Raw genomic sequence first — 17,278 nt, 5'->3', positions numbered from 1 at the left:
GCTACCCGGTTTCGCGCGAAACCGGGTAACGACGTGCCGCCCCGGGCTCCGCCCTAGGTTCCGGCGGATTCGAACAGGGCGTCGAGCATGGTCCGACTGGCCGGCTGGTCGGCGACGGCCTCGCGAACGCCGACGTAGAGGCGCCGGACGGGCTCCGGACGACGCACCGGCCGCACGACCACATCCGGATGCACGAGATCCAGTCCCAGGCGCGGCAGCAGCGCGACCCCGATTCCGGCGGCGACGAATCCCTGCGCGGCGGCGGGGCTGTCCGCGTCGAAGGCCACGTGCGGAGTGAAACCGGCCGCGGCGAAGGCTTCCTCCAGCGACTCGCTGCACGGCCCCGGCAGCAGGCCACCGTGCACCCAGGACTCCCCGGACAGGTGGGTCAGGTCCACGGCCTCCTCGGCGGCCAACGGGTGTTCCCGTGGCAGGACGACGCGGTAGGGCTCGTCCACCAGGTGGATCACGCGCACCCCGTGCATCACCGGGACCTCCCTACCCACCACGAGCACGGCGATGTCGGCCTCTCCACCCGCGACCTCGTCGAGCACCTTGCGCTCCACCATCCGCAGGTCCAGTCGCACCTCCGGGTGCGCGGCGCGGAACTTCGCCACGGCGGGCGGGACGAGCGCCACGCTCGCGCTCTGGAAGAACCGCAGGCGCAGCAGACCGGTACGCCCCGAACGGATGTCGGCGAGCTCGGCCTCGGCCGTGCCGAGCAGGTCCGAGAGGGCCGCCGCCCGGTCCGCGAGCAGGTTGCCCGCCGGGGTCGGGTGCACGCCGCGTCCGACCTTCTCCAGCAGTGACGTACCCGCTTCCCGCTCCAGCGCGGAGATCTGCTGGCTGATCGCGGACGGCGTGTAGCCCAGATTGGTCGCCGCGGCGCTGAGCGAACCACTGGTGACCACCGCCCGCAGGACCTGCATCCGACGCACATCCAACATGTACCAACGATACAGCAGAGCTCAAAGGTCAGTACAGCAGTATTCACTTGTGCTTACCTCTGGTGAACCCGCACCGTGGAAACCGCAACATCGTGGCGACTCGGGAGGCCCCGTGAACAACCCGGCCAACTACCTGCGGATCGGTGCACTGGCGCTGATGTGGGGAGCGAGCTTCCTCCTGATCAAGATCGGACTGGAGGCGCTCACCCCCACCCAGGTCGCCTTCGCGCGCATCCTGTTCGGCGCCGTGGTCCTGCTGCTGCTGTGCGCGGCGAGCGGAATCGGCCTTCGCGGACACTCGCGCAAGCTGTGGGGGCGGATCACCGTCGCCGCGCTGTTCGCCAACGCCCTGCCGTGGGTGCTGTTCGGGCTGGGAGAGCAGACCGTGGACTCCGGGCTCACCGGTGTCCTCAACGCGACGACACCGCTGTGGACCCTGCTGATCGGGGTGGCCTTCGGGACCGAGAAATCGCTGTCGCCACGGCGGTTGTCCGGACTGCTGCTCGGCTTCGCGGGCGTGCTGCTGATCCTGGCGCCCTGGAACAGCGGTGGACTGTTCGGCTGGGGCGTGCTCGCGTGCCTGGCGGCGGCGGTGAGCTACGGCATCGGGTTCGTCTACATCGGACACTACGTCACCGGGTCCGACGAGGGCCGGAAGCTGCCCTCGCTGGCACTGGCGGCGATGCAGCTGACCACGGCCACCGGACTCGGACTGCTGACCCTGCCCGTGAACGGGATGCGCGCCGTGGAGCCGGAACTCGCGCCCCTGCTCGCCGTCGCGACGCTGGGAATCCTCGGCACCGGCCTGGCGTTCGCGCTGCACTACCGGATCATCTCCGACGAGGGGGCCACCACCGCCTCCACCGTGACCTACCTGATGCCGGTGGTCTCGATCGTGCTCGGTTGGCTGGTCCTCGACGAGCGGTTCGGGTGGCGCGTGGTGGCGGGCATGGTCGTCGTGCTGGTCGGCGTCGCCCTGAGCCGCACCAGGACCGCCGCTCGCGAGCAGCGCCCCACCAGCACGCCCCGCCCCGCGACCAGGGCGTGAACCGCCGGTTCACTCTCGGGATGGCGGTCGCGCTCCTCGTTGGTCGTTCCGCCTCCCGACCAGCTGCGAACGATCCGCTCCGGGAACGGCTCATCCGCCATCGGAGCGCGCGGGTCGGTGGCACCGACGGCACGACCACTTCGCTCACCGGGTGGATCCTCAGCGGTGGTGACCTGCGAATCCCGCACTTCGTCGGCATCCACGCCCTGCAAGCCCTCCCACTCCTGGTACTGGCCCTGGAACTGGCCGCGCGCCGGTCGCGGCGGCTTCGCGACCCCTCGTCAGGCTCCGCCCGACGCGCATCGCCGCGAGCGGTCACGCGGGACTGGTCCTGCTCATCACCTGGCAGGCGCTGCGCGGCCAGCCACTGCCGCACCCGGACGGCTGGACGCTCGCCGCGCTCGGCGCCCTGCTGGTCGCCCTCGCCGTCGGGGTGCTGATCGCCGTGCGTCCGGAGGTGACGACCGGGCCGCCGGAAGCATCACCGCTTCCGGATTCGGCCGCCGATCACACCAGGCGGCGGTCGGTGGCCCAGCGGGACAGCTCGTAGCGGTTGGACAGCTGGGTCTTGCGCAGCACGCTGGAAACGTGGGTCTCGACCGTCTTGACCGAGATGAACAGCTCGGAGGCGATCTCCTTGTAGGCGTAGCCCCTGGCGAGCAGCCGCAGCACGTCACGCTCGCGAGGGGTGAGCAGGTCGAGTTCGGGATCGCCGACCGACTCCGCGCTCGTGCCCCGGGAGAAAGCGTCGAGCACGAACCCGGCCAGCCGCGGGGAGAACACCGGGTCCCCACCGGCGACCCGCAGAATCGCCTCCGCGAGCTCGTGCCCGGAGATCGTCTTCGTCACGTACCCGCGCGCACCGCCACGAATGACCGTGATGACGTCCTCGGCGGCGTCGGAGACCGACAACGCCAGGAACACCACGTCGGGGTGGCTCTCGCGCACCCGGCGCAGCACCTCCGCGCCACCGCCGTCGGGCATGTGCACGTCCAGCAACACGACATCGGGGGCGAAGTGGCCGATCCCGGCCACCGCCTCGGCCACCGACCCTGCCTCGCCGATCACCTCGACCCTGTCGTCGGCTCCGGCCAGCTCCGCGCGCACCCCCGTGCGGAACAAGGCGTGGTCGTCGACCAGGTACACGCGGACCGGCCGGGGTCCGCCCTCGTCGTTCGTACTCGTCACCGCACGCCTCCTTCGTCGTCCCCGACCTAGTGCCGGGGAACAGCCAACTGGATCTCGGTCCCCGCGCCGGGTGCGGTCCGCACCCTGGCACTGCCACCGTTACGTTCCATCCTGCCCCGAATCGAGTCGGCCAGTCCGTGCCGATCGACGGCGACCCGTTCCGGATCGAACCCGGCGCCCCGGTCCCGCACGAACACCTCGACGGCGTCGTCGGTGACCTCCCCGTAGACGCTGACCTCGTCGACCCCGGCGTGCTTGGCGGCGTTGACCAGCGCCTCCCTGGCCGCGGCCAGCATCGCGGCGATCGGTTCGTCGACGTCGCAGTCGGAGACCACGACGTGCTGGGCGGTGATGGCGAAGGTGTCCTCGACCTCACCGCAGACCCGGCCGAGCTCCTCCGACAGCGTCCGGCTCGACGTCGCGGCACCGTCTCCCCGCTCGTCGTCGCTGCGACCGTGCCCCTGCGACCCGTACAGCCAGTGCCGCAGCTCGCGCTCCTGGCCGCGGGCCAACCGCCACACCTCGCGCGAGTCCCCCGACTGCTTCTGGATCAGCGCCAGCGTCTGCAGCACCGAGTCGTGCAGGTGGGAGGCGATCTCGGCGCGTTCCTGGGACCGGATCCGGCCGGCGCGCTCGACGTTGAGATCCCGCACCAGCCGCACCCACCACGGCACCGTCAGGACGGCGACGCCGACCAGCGTGGTCAACACGGCCAGCAGCGCGAAGCGCATCTCGTCGAGGGTGGCGTTGCCGCCGAGGAACAGCCCCAGGCCCACCACCGCGAGCCCGACACCGATGACGATGCGGAGGACGGCGGCGCGACCACCGCCCCCGACCATCACCTCGGCCACGCCGATACGAGCACCCTGCCGCCACCGCCCGCGCTGGGACTCGTCGGCCTCCCGCCACACCACGGCCGCGCCGACCAGCACCACGCCGAGCGGACCGACGAACCAGACCGCGCCGGTCCCCACCGACGTGATCGTCACCGCCAGGCCGACGCCCAGCACGAGCATCCCGAAACCCTGCTGGCGTTCCTTCGGCGTCGGCTCCGGCTCGTTCCCCGAGCTCTGCGGCACGAACATCCACAGCAGTCCGTAGGCGAGGATCCCGGACCCACCGAGGGCGGCCAGCACGACGAACACCGCACGCACCCAGAACACGGAAGCGCCCAGGTGCTCGGCCACACCTCCCGAAACCCCCGCCAGCACACGCCCGGAGCGCCTCCTGCGGAGCCTGCCGGACTCCGGCAGGCCCTCCCCGCGCGCGACTCGCCGCCTCGATCCCGGACGCCGGTACGGCACGGTCGCGGACGGGCGCTGCCGCGGGTCCGTCCGCCTCACCTTGCTCTTCAGCCGGGGGTGCACGCTGTCGATGGTCACACGCTCGTGTGCCCGGGAACATCGGGGAACACCCCCGGGCACGGGGGTGATGTTTACAGGTCGTCTCAGGGGCGGCCCCCGATGTCCGGAGGGACGCGGCCTCGGACAGTGGGTGACATGAGTAGGCCAGGGACGAAACCCGGTGTCGAGGACACGCTGCGAGATTTCTGGGCGAGCAGGCCGGTGCGCCCGAGTCGGGGCGGCAAGCTCGGCGGGGTCTCGGCCGCCATCGGGCACCGGTACGGCATCGATCCCGTGCTGGTGCGGGTCGCCTTCGTCGTGACGACCTTCTACGGCGGCGCGGGGATCCTGCTGTACCTGCTGGGATGGCTGCTGCTGCCGAAAGAGGGATCGTCGACGTCCACGTCGACGATCGTGCTGCTCGCGCTGCTGCTGATTCCGTGCTCGTACGTCGTCAGCGACGTACCCGGGCTGGTCGGGCTCGTTCTCGGTGGACTGGCGCTGTATCTGCTGCACCGCAACTACGGGGATCACGAGCCGGCCGAATCCGCGACCGAACCGCCCTCCGAATCATCGGCCGGACCCACGGCCGGACCCACGGCCGGACCCACGGTCGAGGGGGCGAACAACACCTGGGTGTATCCCACGGTGCGGTCCGGATCCACCGAGACCACCGAACCCGACCGGCAGGAACCCCCTTCCTGGGATCCGCTCGGCACAGCCTCCTTCGCCTGGGACCTGCCCGAACCCGATGACTCCCCTCCCGATCCCGCACCGTCCCGCCCGCGCCGGCACTCGGTCACGCTCGTGACCCTGGCGGTCACGCTGCTGGCCCTCGGCTTCGGGACCGCCTTCAGCCTGCCTCCCGTGATCACCACGGCCACGGGACTGGGAGTGCTCGGCATCGGCATGCTCGCGGGAGCGTTCCTGCGCGGTGGCCGTGGTCTGATCGTGCTGGCCGTCCCGATGGCCGTGCTGGCCCTGGCGTTCAACGCGCTGCCCACGGACACCTGGTACGGGGTCGGTGACCAGCAGGTGCGCCCGGCAGATGTCGCCGGACTCCGGGACAGTTACCGAAAATCGGTGGGCAACATCGAACTGCATCTCGACGACCTGCGCTTCCCCGAGGGGCGCACGATCACCACCGGCGGCGACGTCGGTGCGGGAAACATCAGCGTCCACCTGCCCCCGAACGTGGACGTCCGAGCGAAGTGCTCCGCCGACATGGGGAACGTGAACTGCCTGGGGCAGGAGCGCCAGGGCGACGGCGTCAGCGCCGCGGCCTTCGACGAAGGTGCCGACGGCCGCGGCGGAGGACAACTCGTGCTCGATCTCCACGCGGGCACCGGCAATGTGGAGGTTCTCCGTGACTGATCAGACTCCCGCTGCCCGAGAGACCTCGACCAATCGGCGCGCGGGGCCGGACCCGATCACCCTGACCGCGGGCGTGCTGGCCCTGCTCGTCACGCTCTACGTGCTGGTCGGAGTGCCGTGGAGCCTGCAGTGGGTGCTGGCGATCGGCATGCTCGGCTGCGGCGTCCTCGTGCTCGCCGCGTCGCTGCGCCGTCGCGACCGATGAAGAGGTCGGACGGGTCGGAGAGCCGTTCAGCGCTCCACTTCGATCACACCGGGCAGATCACCGAAACGGCCCTTCCTGTCGGTGGTGAGCACACCTCGCCCCGTCTCACGTGCGTGTGCGGCGATAATCAGGTCATGACGGCCACGTGGTCTACCGGCGACACGCACGTGGTCCAACAGATGAGCATGTGCCTCACCCGTCGTATATCCGTATTCCAGAACCGGAGCACGCTCCACGATCCCGCGTAACCATCGCTTCCTCAGCGCGGCTCGGTGTGAGGTGTCGGCACGCAGCACCCCGGTCAGGAACTCCGCGACAGTGACCCCCGCGATCGCGACGTCCTCGATGCCATCGAGCAGCGTCTCGAAACGTCCGTGATCCCCTTCCCCCACGATGAGCACACCGGTATCCAGGATTACTCGTTCCATCGGTCCGAGTCATCCGTGAGTACATCGTCGAGAGCGTCCAACTCCGCCGGCGCGGCACGAGCGCCTTCGGGATCGCTGCCGTGCTCAGCTCCCCAGTCACGAGCGAACGCCCGCAACGCGTCAGCATTGCCCGTACTGGCCGGCCGGATTTCCGCGACACGTCGCCCGTCCCGGGTAATCACGATGGTTTCTCCGTGCTCGGCCTCATCGAGCACGGAGGAGAACCCCCGCGACGCCTCCGTCGCCGTCATCAGCCTCATGGGACAACGGTATCAGATTTCAGATTACCGGCCCCTCCCGCTCGATGGCACCCCCGGGGCTCGGACGTGACGTCGACGGCCACCCGATTGATCTCGGGCACCTCGCTGGACGCGGAAGGGTCAATCCACGCAGTAATCAAAAAAAGACGCGGGGTTGATGCTCTTGATGCGCTGGACTGATGCTGTGCGCACCACAATGTCGATCGACGAACGACTACTCGAGCGTGCCAAGCACCGCGCGCGGCAGTGCGGTCAGACTCCGGGCCAGTTCGTCGAAGCAAGCCTGCGTCGGGAACTGATGAGTTCGTCCGAACAACCGGAGCCACCGAAAGTACCCGTCTTCGACGGAGGCACGCCACCTCCCGCGACGATCAACCTGCGGTCCGGGCGCGACATCGCCGCACTGTTCACCGATGAGGACGCCACGCGGCCCGGAGGGGGCTCCCGGTGAAGGTTCTGGACGTCAACGTGGTCCTGCCAGGACACCGACAGGATCACCCCGATCACGAGACAGCTCGACATTGGCTCAACGAACTGTGGTCACGCAAAGAGCATTTCACGGTGCCGTGGTCGGTGTGGTGGTCGTTCTTGCGGTTGACCACGGACACGCGCATCTCCGCCGTCCCCACTCCGCTCGACGAGGCGACACGCTTCACCAGCGCCGTACGCGCCCGACCGGGAGACATCACCGCGGACGCGGTATCGCAGGAGCACCTCGACCACCTGTACGCGGTGTGCGAAGCAGGCGAAGCCACCGGCAGCCTCATGCCCGGCGCCGCACTGGCGGCCCTGGCACAGGAACACGGTGGGGAAGTGATCAGTTTCGACAGGGGCTCCGGACGCTTCCCCGACCTGCGGTGGCGCACCCCGGCAGAATCGTGAACCGCCGACCGGGTCACCCCCGGCCGGTCACTCCCACTCGATGGTGCCCGGGGGCTTGGACGTGACGTCGACGGTCACCCGGTTGATCTCGGGCACCTCGTTGGTGATGCGCGTGGAGACCCGTTCCAGCACCTCGTAGGGCAACCGCGTCCAGTCCGCGGTCATGGCGTCCTCGCTGGAAACCGGCCGCAGCACCACCGGATGACCGTAGGTGCGCCCGTCACCCTGCACTCCGACCGACTGCACGTCGGCCAGCAGCACCACCGGGCACTGCCAGATGTCGCGGTCGAGCCCGGCGGCGGTGAGCTCCTCGCGGGCGATGGAATCGGCCGCGCGCAGGGTCTCCAGCCGCTGCGCGGTGACCTCGCCGATGATGCGGATGGCCAGTCCGGGGCCGGGGAACGGCTGGCGGTGCACGATCGTCTCGGGCAGACCGAGCTCCAGACCGACCCGGCGCACCTCGTCCTTGAACAGCGCGCGCAGCGGCTCGACGAGCCCGAACTGCAGGTCCTCGGGCAGGCCGCCGACGTTGTGGTGACTCTTGATGGTGGAGGCCCCGGAGCCGCCGCCGGACTCCACGACGTCGGGGTAGAGCGTTCCCTGCACGAGGAAGTCGACCTGCTCGCCCGCCTCACCGGCCTCGGCCTGCGAGTCCCTGGCCGCCTGTTCGAAGGTGCGGATGAACTCGCGCCCGACGATCTTGCGCTTCTCCTCCGGGTCGGCGACCCCGGCCAGCTCGCCGAGGAACCGATCGACCGCGTCGACGACGACCAACCGCACTCCGGTCGCCGCGACGAAGTCGCGCTCCACCTGGGCCCGCTCGCCCGCACGTAGCAGACCGTGATCAACGAACACGCAGGTCAACTGATCGCCGATGGCGCGCTGAACCAGCGCGGCGGCCACCGCCGAATCCACTCCCCCGGACAGCGCGCAGATCGCACGTCGGTCACCGACCTGCTCACGAATCGCGGCCACCGTGTCCTCCACGATCGAGGAGGTGGTCCAACGCGGACGGATGCCCGCGATGTCGTGCAGGAACCGCCGCAACACCTCCTGACCGTGCGGCGAGTGGGCCACCTCCGGGTGGTACTGCACTCCGGCGAGCCCGCGCTCCGGAGCCTCGAACGCGGCGACCGGGGTGTCCCTGCTGCCCGCCGTGACCGTGAAGCCCTCGGGTGCCTTGCTCACGGAGTCGCCGTGACTCATCCACACCGGGTGGTGGCCGGGCAGGTCCTCGTGCAGCGCACCGCCCTGCCCGGTGATCGACAGGTCGGTGCGCCCGTACTCGCTGACGCCGGTGTGCTCGACGGTGCCGCCGAGGGCCGAGGTCATCGCCTGGAAGCCGTAGCAGATCCCGAACACCGGGATGCCGGTGTCGAACAACCGCCCGTCGACGCGCGGCGCGTCCTCGGCGTAGACGCTGGCCGGACCGCCGGAGAGCACGACCGCGGCCGGGTCGCGACGCACGATCTCGTCGACCGGCGTGTCGTGCGGCACGACCTCGGAGTAGATCTGCGTCTCACGCACCCGCCGAGCGATCAGCTGGGCGTACTGGGCGCCGTAGTCGACCACCAGAACCGGCCCCTCGCCGGTGTGGGTCTGCGGAGCGCGGCTGCTGCTTGGGGTGCCGGACACGTGGTCGAACCTTCCTGGCCGTACGGGAATCCACGGCCATTGTCCCAGGTGACCGGCTCCACAGGCCCTTCGGGTCACCATGCCGCCCCAAAGAACTACGAATCGACGGGAGCACCCACTCAAGCTGGGCTCGACGTCGGGCAAGCGGCGTTAGCCGCTTCCCACCGAGCACGCGGACCGACCCGGCGGGTCCTCAGGCGCGGGCCTCGCGAGGACAGCTGCTGGTTTGACCGTGGCGCAACGCGCCTCCATGGGGGCGGCGGCCGGGTTACGGGTGGGCCCCGGCTGAGGTTCCGCCACAGGACCCGGCACGCGAACCGATCCGCGCCCGGAGCAGTCCGAGGGTTACCGCCGCGTCGAGCCGGTCCCACCGAAGAATCCCGCGGTCCCGGCCGAGGCCCCGGCCCGCCCTGCACACGCCCCGGTGAATGCGAGGTGCGTGGTTCGGTTCGCGTGCCGGGTCCTGTGGCGGAACCTCAGCCGGGGCCCACCCGTAACCCGGCCGCCGCCCCCATGGAGGCGCGTTGCGCCACGGTCAAACCAGCAGCTGTCCTCGCGAGGCCCGCGCCTGAGGACCCGCCGGGTCGGTCCGCGTGCTCGGTGGGAAGCGGCTAACGCCGCTTGCCCGACGTCGAGCCCAGCTTGAGTGGGTGCTCCCGTCGATTCGTAGTTCTTTGGGGCGGCATGGTGACCCGAAGGGCCTGTGGAGCCGGTCACCTGGGACAATGGCCGTGGATTCCCGTACGGCCAGGAAGGTTCGACCACGTGTCCGGCACCCCAAGCAGCAGCCGCGCTCCGCAGACCCACACCGGCGAGGGGCCGGTTCTGGTGGTCGACTACGGCGCCCAGTACGCCCAGCTGATCGCTCGGCGGGTGCGTGAGACGCAGATCTACTCCGAGGTCGTGCCGCACGACACGCCGGTCGACGAGATCGTGCGTCGCGACCCGGCCGCGGTCGTGCTCTCCGGCGGTCCGGCCAGCGTCTACGCCGAGGACGCGCCGCGCGTCGACGGGCGGTTGTTCGACACCGGCATCCCGGTGTTCGGGATCTGCTACGGCTTCCAGGCGATGACCTCGGCCCTCGGCGGCACCGTCGAGCACACCGGCGTCAGCGAGTACGGGCGCACCGACCTGTCGATCACCGGGCAGGGCGGTGCGCTGCACGAGGACCTGCCCGGCCACCACCCGGTGTGGATGAGTCACGGCGACTCCGTGAGCAAGGCACCCGAGGGCTTCACGGTCACGGCGGGCAGCAGGGACACCCCGGTCGCCGCGTTCGAGGCTCCGGAGCGCGGGCTCGCCGGAGTGCAGTACCACCCGGAGGTGGCCCACTCGCCGCACGGTCAGGAGGTGTTGCGGCGGTTCCTGCACGACATCGCGGGCATCCGTCCGCGTTGGACCACCTCCTCGATCGTGGAGGACACGGTGGCCGCGATTCGTGAGCAGGTCGGTGACCGACGTGCGATCTGCGCGCTGTCCGGGGGAGTGGATTCGGCGGTGGCCGCCGCGCTGGTTCAGCGCGCCATCGGCGATCAGTTGACCTGCGTGTTCGTTGATCACGGTCTGCTACGTGCGGGCGAGCGGGCCCAGGTGGAGCGCGACTTCGTCGCGGCGACCGGAGTGCGGTTGGTCGTCGTCGACGCGGTCGATCGGTTCCTCGGCGAGCTGGCCGGGGTCGCCGACCCGGAGGAGAAGCGCAAGATCGTCGGGCGCGAGTTCATCCGCACCTTCGAACAGGCGGCCAGGGACTCGCAGGCCGAGGCCGGTGAGGCGGGCGAGCAGGTCGACTTCCTCGTGCAGGGAACGCTCTACCCCGACGTCGTGGAGTCCGGCGGCGGCTCCGGGGCCTCCACCATCAAGAGTCACCACAACGTCGGCGGCCTGCCCGAGGACCTGCAGTTCGGGCTCGTCGAGCCGCTGCGCGCGCTGTTCAAGGACGAGGTGCGCCGGGTCGGTCTGGAGCTCGGTCTGCCCGAGACGATCGTGCACCGCCAGCCGTTCCCCGGCCCCGGACTGGCCATCCGCATCATCGGCGAGGTCACCGCGCAGCGGCTGGAGACCCTGCGCGCGGCCGATTCCATCGCCCGCGAGGAGCTCACCGCCGCCGGGCTCGACCGCGACATCTGGCAGTGCCCGGTGGTGCTGCTGGCCGACGTGCAGTCGGTCGGAGTGCAGGGTGACGGGCGCACCTACGGTCATCCGGTGGTGCTGCGGCCGGTTTCCAGCGAGGACGCCATGACCGCGGACTGGACGCGGTTGCCCTACGAGGTGCTGGAACGGGTCTCCACGCGCATCACCAACGAGGTGCCCGAGATCAACCGGGTGACCGTCGACGTCACGTCCAAGCCCCCGGGCACCATCGAGTGGGAGTGACCGGCCGGGGGTGACCCGGTCGGCGGTTCACGATTCTGCCGGGGTGCGCCACCGCAGGTCGGGGAAGCGTCCGGAGCCCCTGTCGAAACTGATCACTTCCCCACCGTGTTCCTGTGCCAGGGCCGCCAGTGCGGCGCCGGGCATGAGGCTGCCGGTGGCTTCGCCTGCTTCGCACACCGCGTACAGGTGGTCGAGGTGCTCCTGCGATACCGCGTCCGCGGTGATGTCTCCCGGTCGGGCGCGTACGGCGCTGGTGAAGCGTGTCGCCTCGTCGAGCGGAGTGGGGACGGCGGAGATGCGCGTGTCCGTGGTCAACCGCAAGAACGACCACCACACCGACCACGGCACCGTGAAATGCTCTTTGCGTGACCACAGTTCGTTGAGCCAATGTCGAGCTGTCTCGTGATCGGGGTGATCCTGTCGGTGTCCTGGCAGGACCACGTTGACGTCCAGAACCTTCACCGGGAGCCCCCTCCGGGCCGCGTGGCGTCCTCATCGGTGAACAGTGCGGCGATGTCGCGCCCGGACCGCAGGTTGATCGTCGCGGGAGGTGGCGTGCCTCCGTCGAAGACGGGTACTTTCGGTGGCTCCGGTTGTTCGGACGAACTCATCAGTTCCCGACGCAGGCTTGCTTCGACGAACTGGCCCGGAGTCTGACCGCACTGCCGCGCGCGGTGCTTGGCACGCTCGAGTAGTCGTTCGTCGATCGACATTGTGGTGCGCACAGCATCAGTCCAGCGCATCAAGAGCATCAACCCCGCGTCTTTTTTTGATTACTGCGTGGATTGACCCTTCCGCGTCCAGCGAGGTGCCCGAGATCAATCGGGTGGCCGTCGACGTCACGTCCGAGCCCCGGGGGTGCCATCGAGCGGGAGGGGCCGGTAATCTGAAATCTGATACCGTTGTCCCATGAGGCTGATGACGGCGACGGAGGCGTCGCGGGGGTTCTCCTCCGTGCTCGATGAGGCCGAGCACGGAGAAACCATCGTGATTACCCGGGACGGGCGACGTGTCGCGGAAATCCGGCCGGCCAGTACGGGCAATGCTGACGCGTTGCGGGCGTTCGCTCGTGACTGGGGAGCTGAGCACGGCAGCGATCCCGAAGGCGCTCGTGCCGCGCCGGCGGAGTTGGACGCTCTCGACGATGTACTCACGGATGACTCGGACCGATGGAACGAGTAATCCTGGATACCGGTGTGCTCATCGTGGGGGAAGGGGATCACGGACGTTTCGAGACGCTGCTCGATGGCATCGAGGACGTCGCGATCGCGGGGGTCACTGTCGCGGAGTTCCTGACCGGGGTGCTGCGTGCCGACACCTCACACCGAGCCGCGCTGAGGAAGCGATGGTTACGCGGGATCGTGGAGCGTGCTCCGGTTCTGGAATACGGATATACGACGGGTGAGGCACATGCTCATCTGTTGGACCACGTGCGTGTCGCCGGTAGACCACGTGGCCGTCATGACCTGATTATCGCCGCACACGCACGTGAGACGGGGCGAGGTGTGCTCACCACCGACAGGAAGGGCCGTTTCGGTGATCTGCCCGGTGTGATCGAAGTGGAGCGCTGAACGGCTCTCCGACCCGTCCGACCTCTTCATCGGTCGCGACGGCGCAGCGACGCGGCGAGCACGAGGACGCCGCAGCCGAGCATGCCGATCGCCAGCACCCACTGCAGGCTCCACGGCACTCCGACCAGCACGTAGAGCGTGACGAGCAGGGCCAGCACGCCCGCGGTCAGGGTGATCGGGTCCGGCCCCGCGCGCCGATTGGTCGAGGTCTCTCGGGCAGCGGGAGTCTGATCAGTCACGGAGAACCTCCACATTGCCGGTGCCCGCGTGGAGATCGAGCACGAGTTGTCCTCCGCCGCGGCCGTCGGCACCTTCGTCGAAGGCCGCGGCGCTGACGCCGTCGCCCTGGCGCTCCTGCCCCAGGCAGTTCACGTTCCCCATGTCGGCGGAGCACTTCGCTCGGACGTCCACGTTCGGGGGCAGGTGGACGCTGATGTTTCCCGCACCGACGTCGCCGCCGGTGGTGATCGTGCGCCCCTCGGGGAAGCGCAGGTCGTCGAGATGCAGTTCGATGTTGCCCACCGATTTTCGGTAACTGTCCCGGAGTCCGGCGACATCTGCCGGGCGCACCTGCTGGTCACCGACCCCGTACCAGGTGTCCGTGGGCAGCGCGTTGAACGCCAGGGCCAGCACGGCCATCGGGACGGCCAGCACGATCAGACCACGGCCACCGCGCAGGAACGCTCCCGCGAGCATGCCGATGCCGAGCACTCCCAGTCCCGTGGCCGTGGTGATCACGGGAGGCAGGCTGAAGGCGGTCCCGAAGCCGAGGGCCAGCAGCGTGACCGCCAGGGTCACGAGCGTGACCGAGTGCCGGCGCGGGCGGGACGGTGCGGGATCGGGAGGGGAGTCATCGGGTTCGGGCAGGTCCCAGGCGAAGGAGGCTGTGCCGAGCGGATCCCAGGAAGGGGGTTCCTGCCGGTCGGGTTCGGTGGTCTCGGTGGATCCGGACCGCACCGTGGGATACACCCAGGTGTTGTTCGCCCCCTCGACCGTGGGTCCGGCCGTGGGTCCGGCCGTGGGTCCGGCCGATGATTCGGAGGGCGGTTCGGTCGCGGATTCGGCCGGCTCGTGATCCCCGTAGTTGCGGTGCAGCAGATACAGCGCCAGTCCACCGAGAACGAGCCCGACCAGCCCGGGTACGTCGCTGACGACGTACGAGCACGGAATCAGCAGCAGCGCGAGCAGCACGATCGTCGACGTGGACGTCGACGATCCCTCTTTCGGCAGCAGCAGCCATCCCAGCAGGTACAGCAGGATCCCCGCGCCGCCGTAGAAGGTCGTCACGACGAAGGCGACCCGCACCAGCACGGGATCGATGCCGTACCGGTGCCCGATGGCGGCCGAGACCCCGCCGAGCTTGCCGCCCCGACTCGGGCGCACCGGCCTGCTCGCCCAGAAATCTCGCAGCGTGTCCTCGACACCGGGTTTCGTCCCTGGCCTACTCATGTCACCCACTGTCCGAGGCCGCGTCCCTCCGGACATCGGGGGCCGCCCCTGAGACGACCTGTAAACATCACCCCCGTGCCCGGGGGTGTTCCCCGATGTTCCCGGGCACACGAGCGTGTGACCATCGACAGCGTGCACCCCCGGCTGAAGAGCAAGGTGAGGCGGACGGACCCGCGGCAGCGCCCGTCCGCGACCGTGCCGTACCGGCGTCCGGGATCGAGGCGGCGAGTCGCGCGCGGGGAGGGCCTGCCGGAGTCCGGCAGGCTCCGCAGGAGGCGCTCCGGGCGTGTGCTGGCGGGGGTTTCGGGAGGTGTGGCCGAGCACCTGGGCGCTTCCGTGTTCTGGGTGCGTGCGGTGTTCGTCGTGCTGGCCGCCCTCGGTGGGTCCGGGATCCTCGCCTACGGACTGCTGTGGATGTTCGTGCCGCAGAGCTCGGGGAACGAGCCGGAGCCGACGCCGAAGGAACGCCAGCAGGGTTTCGGGATGCTCGTGCTGGGCGTCGGCCTGGCGGTGACGATCACGTCGGTGGGGACCGGCGCGGTCTGGTTCGTCGGTCCGCTCGGCGTGGTGCTGGTCGGCGCGGCCGTGGTGTGGCGGGAGGCCGACGAGTCCCAGCGCGGGCGGTGGCGGCAGGGTGCTCGTATCGGCGTGGCCGAGGTGATGGTCGGGGGCGGTGGTCGCGCCGCCGTCCTCCGCATCGTCATCGGTGTCGGGCTCGCGGTGGTGGGCCTGGGGCTGTTCCTCGGCGGCAACGCCACCCTCGACGAGATGCGCTTCGCGCTGCTGGCCGTGTTGACCACGCTGGTCGGCGTCGCCGTCCTGACGGTGCCGTGGTGGGTGCGGCTGGTGCGGGATCTCAACGTCGAGCGCGCCGGCCGGATCCGGTCCCAGGAACGCGCCGAGATCGCCTCCCACCTGCACGACTCGGTGCTGCAGACGCTGGCGCTGATCCAGAAGCAGTCGGGGGACTCGCGCGAGGTGTGGCGGTTGGCCCGCGGCCAGGAGCGCGAGCTGCGGCACTGGCTGTACGGGTCGCAGGGGCACGGTCGCAGCGACGACGAGCGGGGAGACGGTGCCGCGACGTCGAGCCGGACGCTGTCGGAGGAGCTCGGCCGGGTCTGCGGTGAGGTCGAGGACACCTTCGCCATCACCGCCCAGCACGTCGTGGTCTCCGACTGCGACGTCGACGAACCGATCGCCGCGATGCTGGCCGCGGCCAGGGAGGCGCTGGTCAACGCCGCCAAGCACGCCGGGGTCGACGAGGTCAGCGTCTACGGGGAGGTCACCGACGACGCCGTCGAGGTGTTCGTGCGGGACCGGGGCGCCGGGTTCGATCCGGAACGGGTCGCCGTCGATCGGCACGGACTGGCCGACTCGATTCGGGGCAGGATGGAACGTAACGGTGGCAGTGCCAGGGTGCGGACCGCACCCGGCGCGGGGACCGAGATCCAGTTGGCTGTTCCCCGGCACTAGGTCGGGGACGACGAAGGAGGCGTGCGGTGACGAGTACGAACGACGAGGGCGGACCCCGGCCGGTCCGCGTGTACCTGGTCGACGACCACGCCTTGTTCCGCACGGGGGTGCGCGCGGAGCTGGCCGGAGCCGACGACAGGGTCGAGGTGATCGGCGAGGCAGGGTCGGTGGCCGAGGCGGTGGCCGGGATCGGCCACTTCGCCCCCGATGTCGTGTTGCTGGACGTGCACATGCCCGACGGCGGTGGCGCGGAGGTGCTGCGCCGGGTGCGCGAGAGCCACCCCGACGTGGTGTTCCTGGCGTTGTCGGTCTCCGACGCCGCCGAGGACGTCATCACGGTCATTCGTGGCGGTGCGCGCGGGTACGTGACGAAGACGATCTCCGGGCACGAGCTCGCGGAGGCGATTCTGCGGGTCGCCGGTGGGGACCCGGTGTTCTCCCCGCGGCTGGCCGGGTTCGTGCTCGACGCTTTCTCCCGGGGCACGAGCGCGGAGTCGGTCGGCGATCCCGAACTCGACCTGCTCACCCCTCGCGAGCGTGACGTGCTGCGGCTGCTCGCCAGGGGCTACGCCTACAAGGAGATCGCCTCCGAGCTGTTCATCTCGGTCAAGACGGTCGAGACCCACGTTTCCAGCGTGCTGCGCAAGACCCAGCTGTCCAACCGCTACGAGCTGTCCCGCTGGGCCACCGACCGCCGCCTGGTGTGATCGGCGGCCGAATCCGGAAGCGGTGATGCTTCCGGCGGCCCGGTCGTCACCTCCGGACGCACGGCGATCAGCACCCCGACGGCGAGGGCGACCAGCAGGGCGCCGAGCGCGGCGAGCGTCCAGCCGTCCGGGTGCGGCAGTGGCTGGCCGCGCAGCGCCTGCCAGGTGATGAGCAGGACCAGTCCCGCGTGACCGCTCGCGGCGATGCGCGTCGGGCGGAGCCTGACGAGGGGTCGCGAAGCCGCCGCGACCGGCGCGCGGCCAGTTCCAGGGCCAGTACCAGGAGTGGGAGGGCTTGCAGGGCGTGGATGCCGACGAAGTGCGGGATTCGCAGGTCACCACCGCTGAGGATCCACCCGGTGAGCGAAGTGGTCGTGCCGTCGGTGCCACCGACC

General features: G+C 70.0%; 20 protein-coding genes. 10 read left to right on the top strand and 10 right to left on the bottom strand.

Annotated features, from left to right (window positions below):
- Positions 1 to 53 precede the first annotated feature (53 nt).
- Positions 54 to 947, bottom strand: a complete 894-nt coding sequence (locus FHX42_RS00185) for a LysR family transcriptional regulator (RefSeq protein ID WP_182542066.1) — start codon at positions 945 to 947, stop codon at positions 54 to 56.
- A gap of 112 nt (positions 948 to 1,059) precedes the next feature.
- On the opposite strand from FHX42_RS00185, the gene FHX42_RS00180 reads away from it, so the two are divergent.
- Positions 1,060 to 1,995 carry a DMT family transporter gene (locus FHX42_RS00180; RefSeq protein WP_328795808.1) on the top strand — a complete coding sequence of 312 codons (936 nt, stop codon included), beginning with the start codon at positions 1,060 to 1,062 and terminating at the stop codon, positions 1,993 to 1,995.
- A 507-nt stretch (positions 1,996 to 2,502) separates the two neighbouring features.
- Here FHX42_RS00180 and FHX42_RS00175 read toward each other — a convergent pair.
- Together FHX42_RS00175 and FHX42_RS00170 are read right to left on the bottom strand one after the other, a co-directional pair.
- A complete protein-coding gene (locus FHX42_RS00175) occupies positions 2,503 to 3,183 on the bottom strand; it encodes a response regulator (RefSeq protein WP_182542061.1) in 681 nt (226 codons plus the stop codon).
- A gap of 26 nt (positions 3,184 to 3,209) precedes the next feature.
- Positions 3,210 to 4,565, bottom strand: coding sequence for an ATP-binding protein (locus FHX42_RS00170; protein WP_407926186.1), 1,356 nt, complete (start codon positions 4,563 to 4,565; stop codon positions 3,210 to 3,212).
- A 117-nt stretch (positions 4,566 to 4,682) separates the two neighbouring features.
- On the opposite strand from FHX42_RS00170, the gene FHX42_RS00165 reads away from it, so the two are divergent.
- Positions 4,683 to 5,900, top strand: coding sequence for a PspC domain-containing protein (locus FHX42_RS00165; RefSeq protein WP_182542060.1), 1,218 nt, complete (start codon positions 4,683 to 4,685; stop codon positions 5,898 to 5,900).
- Entirely contained in the window at positions 5,893 to 6,105 is a 213-nt protein-coding gene (locus FHX42_RS00160) for a hypothetical protein (protein WP_235987131.1), read from the top strand. The genes FHX42_RS00165 and FHX42_RS00160 overlap by 8 nt, the downstream gene beginning before the upstream one ends.
- Before the next feature lie 26 nt (positions 6,106 to 6,131).
- Here the strand turns inward: FHX42_RS00160 and FHX42_RS00155 are convergent, their stop codons facing one another.
- A complete protein-coding gene (locus FHX42_RS00155) occupies positions 6,132 to 6,533 on the bottom strand; it encodes a PIN domain-containing protein (RefSeq protein ID WP_182542058.1) in 402 nt (133 codons plus the stop codon).
- Positions 6,521 to 6,784: a type II toxin-antitoxin system Phd/YefM family antitoxin gene (locus tag FHX42_RS00150; RefSeq protein ID WP_235986930.1), complete on the bottom strand. Its 264-nt coding sequence runs from the start codon at positions 6,782 to 6,784 to the stop codon at positions 6,521 to 6,523. The genes FHX42_RS00155 and FHX42_RS00150 overlap by 13 nt, the downstream gene beginning before the upstream one ends.
- Positions 6,785 to 6,977: 193 nt before the next feature.
- Here FHX42_RS00150 and FHX42_RS00145 point away from each other — a divergent pair, with 193 nt between their 5' ends.
- Both FHX42_RS00145 and FHX42_RS00140 read left to right on the top strand, forming a co-directional pair.
- Positions 6,978 to 7,244, top strand: coding sequence for an antitoxin (locus FHX42_RS00145; protein WP_182542056.1), 267 nt, complete (start codon positions 6,978 to 6,980; stop codon positions 7,242 to 7,244).
- Positions 7,241 to 7,675: a TA system VapC family ribonuclease toxin gene (locus FHX42_RS00140; protein ID WP_182542055.1), complete on the top strand. Its 435-nt coding sequence runs from the start codon at positions 7,241 to 7,243 to the stop codon at positions 7,673 to 7,675. The genes FHX42_RS00145 and FHX42_RS00140 overlap by 4 nt, the downstream gene beginning before the upstream one ends.
- Positions 7,676 to 7,702: 27 nt before the next feature.
- Here FHX42_RS00140 and guaA (FHX42_RS00135) read toward each other — a convergent pair whose 3' ends face one another.
- Positions 7,703 to 9,310: a glutamine-hydrolyzing GMP synthase gene (gene guaA / locus FHX42_RS00135; protein ID WP_182542054.1), complete on the bottom strand. Its 1,608-nt coding sequence runs from the start codon at positions 9,308 to 9,310 to the stop codon at positions 7,703 to 7,705.
- Positions 9,311 to 10,075: 765 nt separating this feature from the next.
- On the opposite strand from guaA (FHX42_RS00135), the gene guaA (FHX42_RS00130) reads away from it, so the two are divergent.
- Positions 10,076 to 11,683, top strand: coding sequence for a glutamine-hydrolyzing GMP synthase (guaA, locus tag FHX42_RS00130; RefSeq protein ID WP_182542054.1), 1,608 nt, complete (start codon positions 10,076 to 10,078; stop codon positions 11,681 to 11,683).
- A 27-nt stretch (positions 11,684 to 11,710) separates the two neighbouring features.
- Here the strand turns inward: guaA (FHX42_RS00130) and FHX42_RS00125 are convergent, their stop codons facing one another.
- Positions 11,711 to 12,145, bottom strand: a complete 435-nt coding sequence (locus FHX42_RS00125; protein ID WP_182542055.1) for a TA system VapC family ribonuclease toxin — start codon at positions 12,143 to 12,145, stop codon at positions 11,711 to 11,713.
- Positions 12,142 to 12,408 (bottom strand): antitoxin, encoded by a 267-nt coding sequence (locus tag FHX42_RS00120; protein ID WP_182542056.1) that lies wholly within the window; start codon positions 12,406 to 12,408, stop codon positions 12,142 to 12,144. Before FHX42_RS00120 ends, FHX42_RS00125 begins: the two co-directional genes overlap by 4 nt.
- Positions 12,409 to 12,592: 184 nt before the next feature.
- Here FHX42_RS00120 and FHX42_RS00115 point away from each other — a divergent pair, with 184 nt between their 5' ends.
- Together FHX42_RS00115 and FHX42_RS00110 are read left to right on the top strand one after the other, a co-directional pair.
- Positions 12,593 to 12,865, top strand: coding sequence for a type II toxin-antitoxin system Phd/YefM family antitoxin (locus tag FHX42_RS00115; protein WP_182542057.1), 273 nt, complete (start codon positions 12,593 to 12,595; stop codon positions 12,863 to 12,865).
- A complete protein-coding gene (locus tag FHX42_RS00110) occupies positions 12,853 to 13,254 on the top strand; it encodes a PIN domain-containing protein (RefSeq protein ID WP_182542058.1) in 402 nt (133 codons plus the stop codon). Before FHX42_RS00115 ends, FHX42_RS00110 begins: the two co-directional genes overlap by 13 nt.
- Before the next feature lie 26 nt (positions 13,255 to 13,280).
- Here FHX42_RS00110 and FHX42_RS00105 read toward each other — a convergent pair whose 3' ends face one another.
- Together FHX42_RS00105 and FHX42_RS00100 are read right to left on the bottom strand one after the other, a co-directional pair.
- Positions 13,281 to 13,493 (bottom strand): hypothetical protein, encoded by a 213-nt coding sequence (locus FHX42_RS00105; RefSeq protein ID WP_235987131.1) that lies wholly within the window; start codon positions 13,491 to 13,493, stop codon positions 13,281 to 13,283.
- Positions 13,486 to 14,703, bottom strand: coding sequence for a PspC domain-containing protein (locus FHX42_RS00100; RefSeq protein WP_182542060.1), 1,218 nt, complete (start codon positions 14,701 to 14,703; stop codon positions 13,486 to 13,488). The genes FHX42_RS00105 and FHX42_RS00100 overlap by 8 nt, the downstream gene beginning before the upstream one ends.
- A 117-nt stretch (positions 14,704 to 14,820) precedes the next feature.
- On the opposite strand from FHX42_RS00100, the gene FHX42_RS00095 reads away from it, so the two are divergent.
- Together FHX42_RS00095 and FHX42_RS00090 are read left to right on the top strand one after the other, a co-directional pair.
- The gene (locus tag FHX42_RS00095; protein WP_407926186.1) at positions 14,821 to 16,176 is read left to right on the top strand and encodes an ATP-binding protein; all 1,356 of its coding nucleotides are present in this window, start codon (positions 14,821 to 14,823) and stop codon (positions 16,174 to 16,176) included.
- A gap of 26 nt (positions 16,177 to 16,202) precedes the next feature.
- A complete protein-coding gene (locus tag FHX42_RS00090; protein ID WP_182542061.1) occupies positions 16,203 to 16,883 on the top strand; it encodes a response regulator in 681 nt (226 codons plus the stop codon).
- Positions 16,884 to 17,278: the final 395 nt, after the last annotated feature.

Source organism: Halosaccharopolyspora lacisalsi (assembly GCF_014137975.1).
In the GTDB taxonomy this organism is placed as follows: domain Bacteria; phylum Actinomycetota; class Actinomycetes; order Mycobacteriales; family Pseudonocardiaceae; genus Halosaccharopolyspora; species Halosaccharopolyspora lacisalsi.
This window is presented reverse-complemented; position numbering and strand designations above follow the sequence as displayed.

Bases quoted from the DNA above. Each gene is read 5' to 3' on its own strand.
- FHX42_RS00185 (WP_182542066.1), bottom strand. From the start codon at position 947: ATGTTGGATGTGCGTCGGATGCAGGTCCTGCGGGCGGTGGTCACCAGT.
- FHX42_RS00165 (WP_182542060.1), top strand. From the start codon at position 4,683: ATGAGTAGGCCAGGGACGAAACCCGGTGTCGAGGACACGCTGCGAGAT.
- FHX42_RS00155 (WP_182542058.1), bottom strand. From the start codon at position 6,533: ATGGAACGAGTAATCCTGGATACCGGTGTGCTCATCGTGGGGGAAGGG.
- FHX42_RS00150 (WP_235986930.1), bottom strand. From the start codon at position 6,784: ATGACGGCGACGGAGGCGTCGCGGGGGTTCTCCTCCGTGCTCGATGAG.
- FHX42_RS00115 (WP_182542057.1), top strand. From the start codon at position 12,593: ATGAGGCTGATGACGGCGACGGAGGCGTCGCGGGGGTTCTCCTCCGTG.
- FHX42_RS00110 (WP_182542058.1), top strand. From the start codon at position 12,853: ATGGAACGAGTAATCCTGGATACCGGTGTGCTCATCGTGGGGGAAGGG.
- FHX42_RS00100 (WP_182542060.1), bottom strand. From the start codon at position 14,703: ATGAGTAGGCCAGGGACGAAACCCGGTGTCGAGGACACGCTGCGAGAT.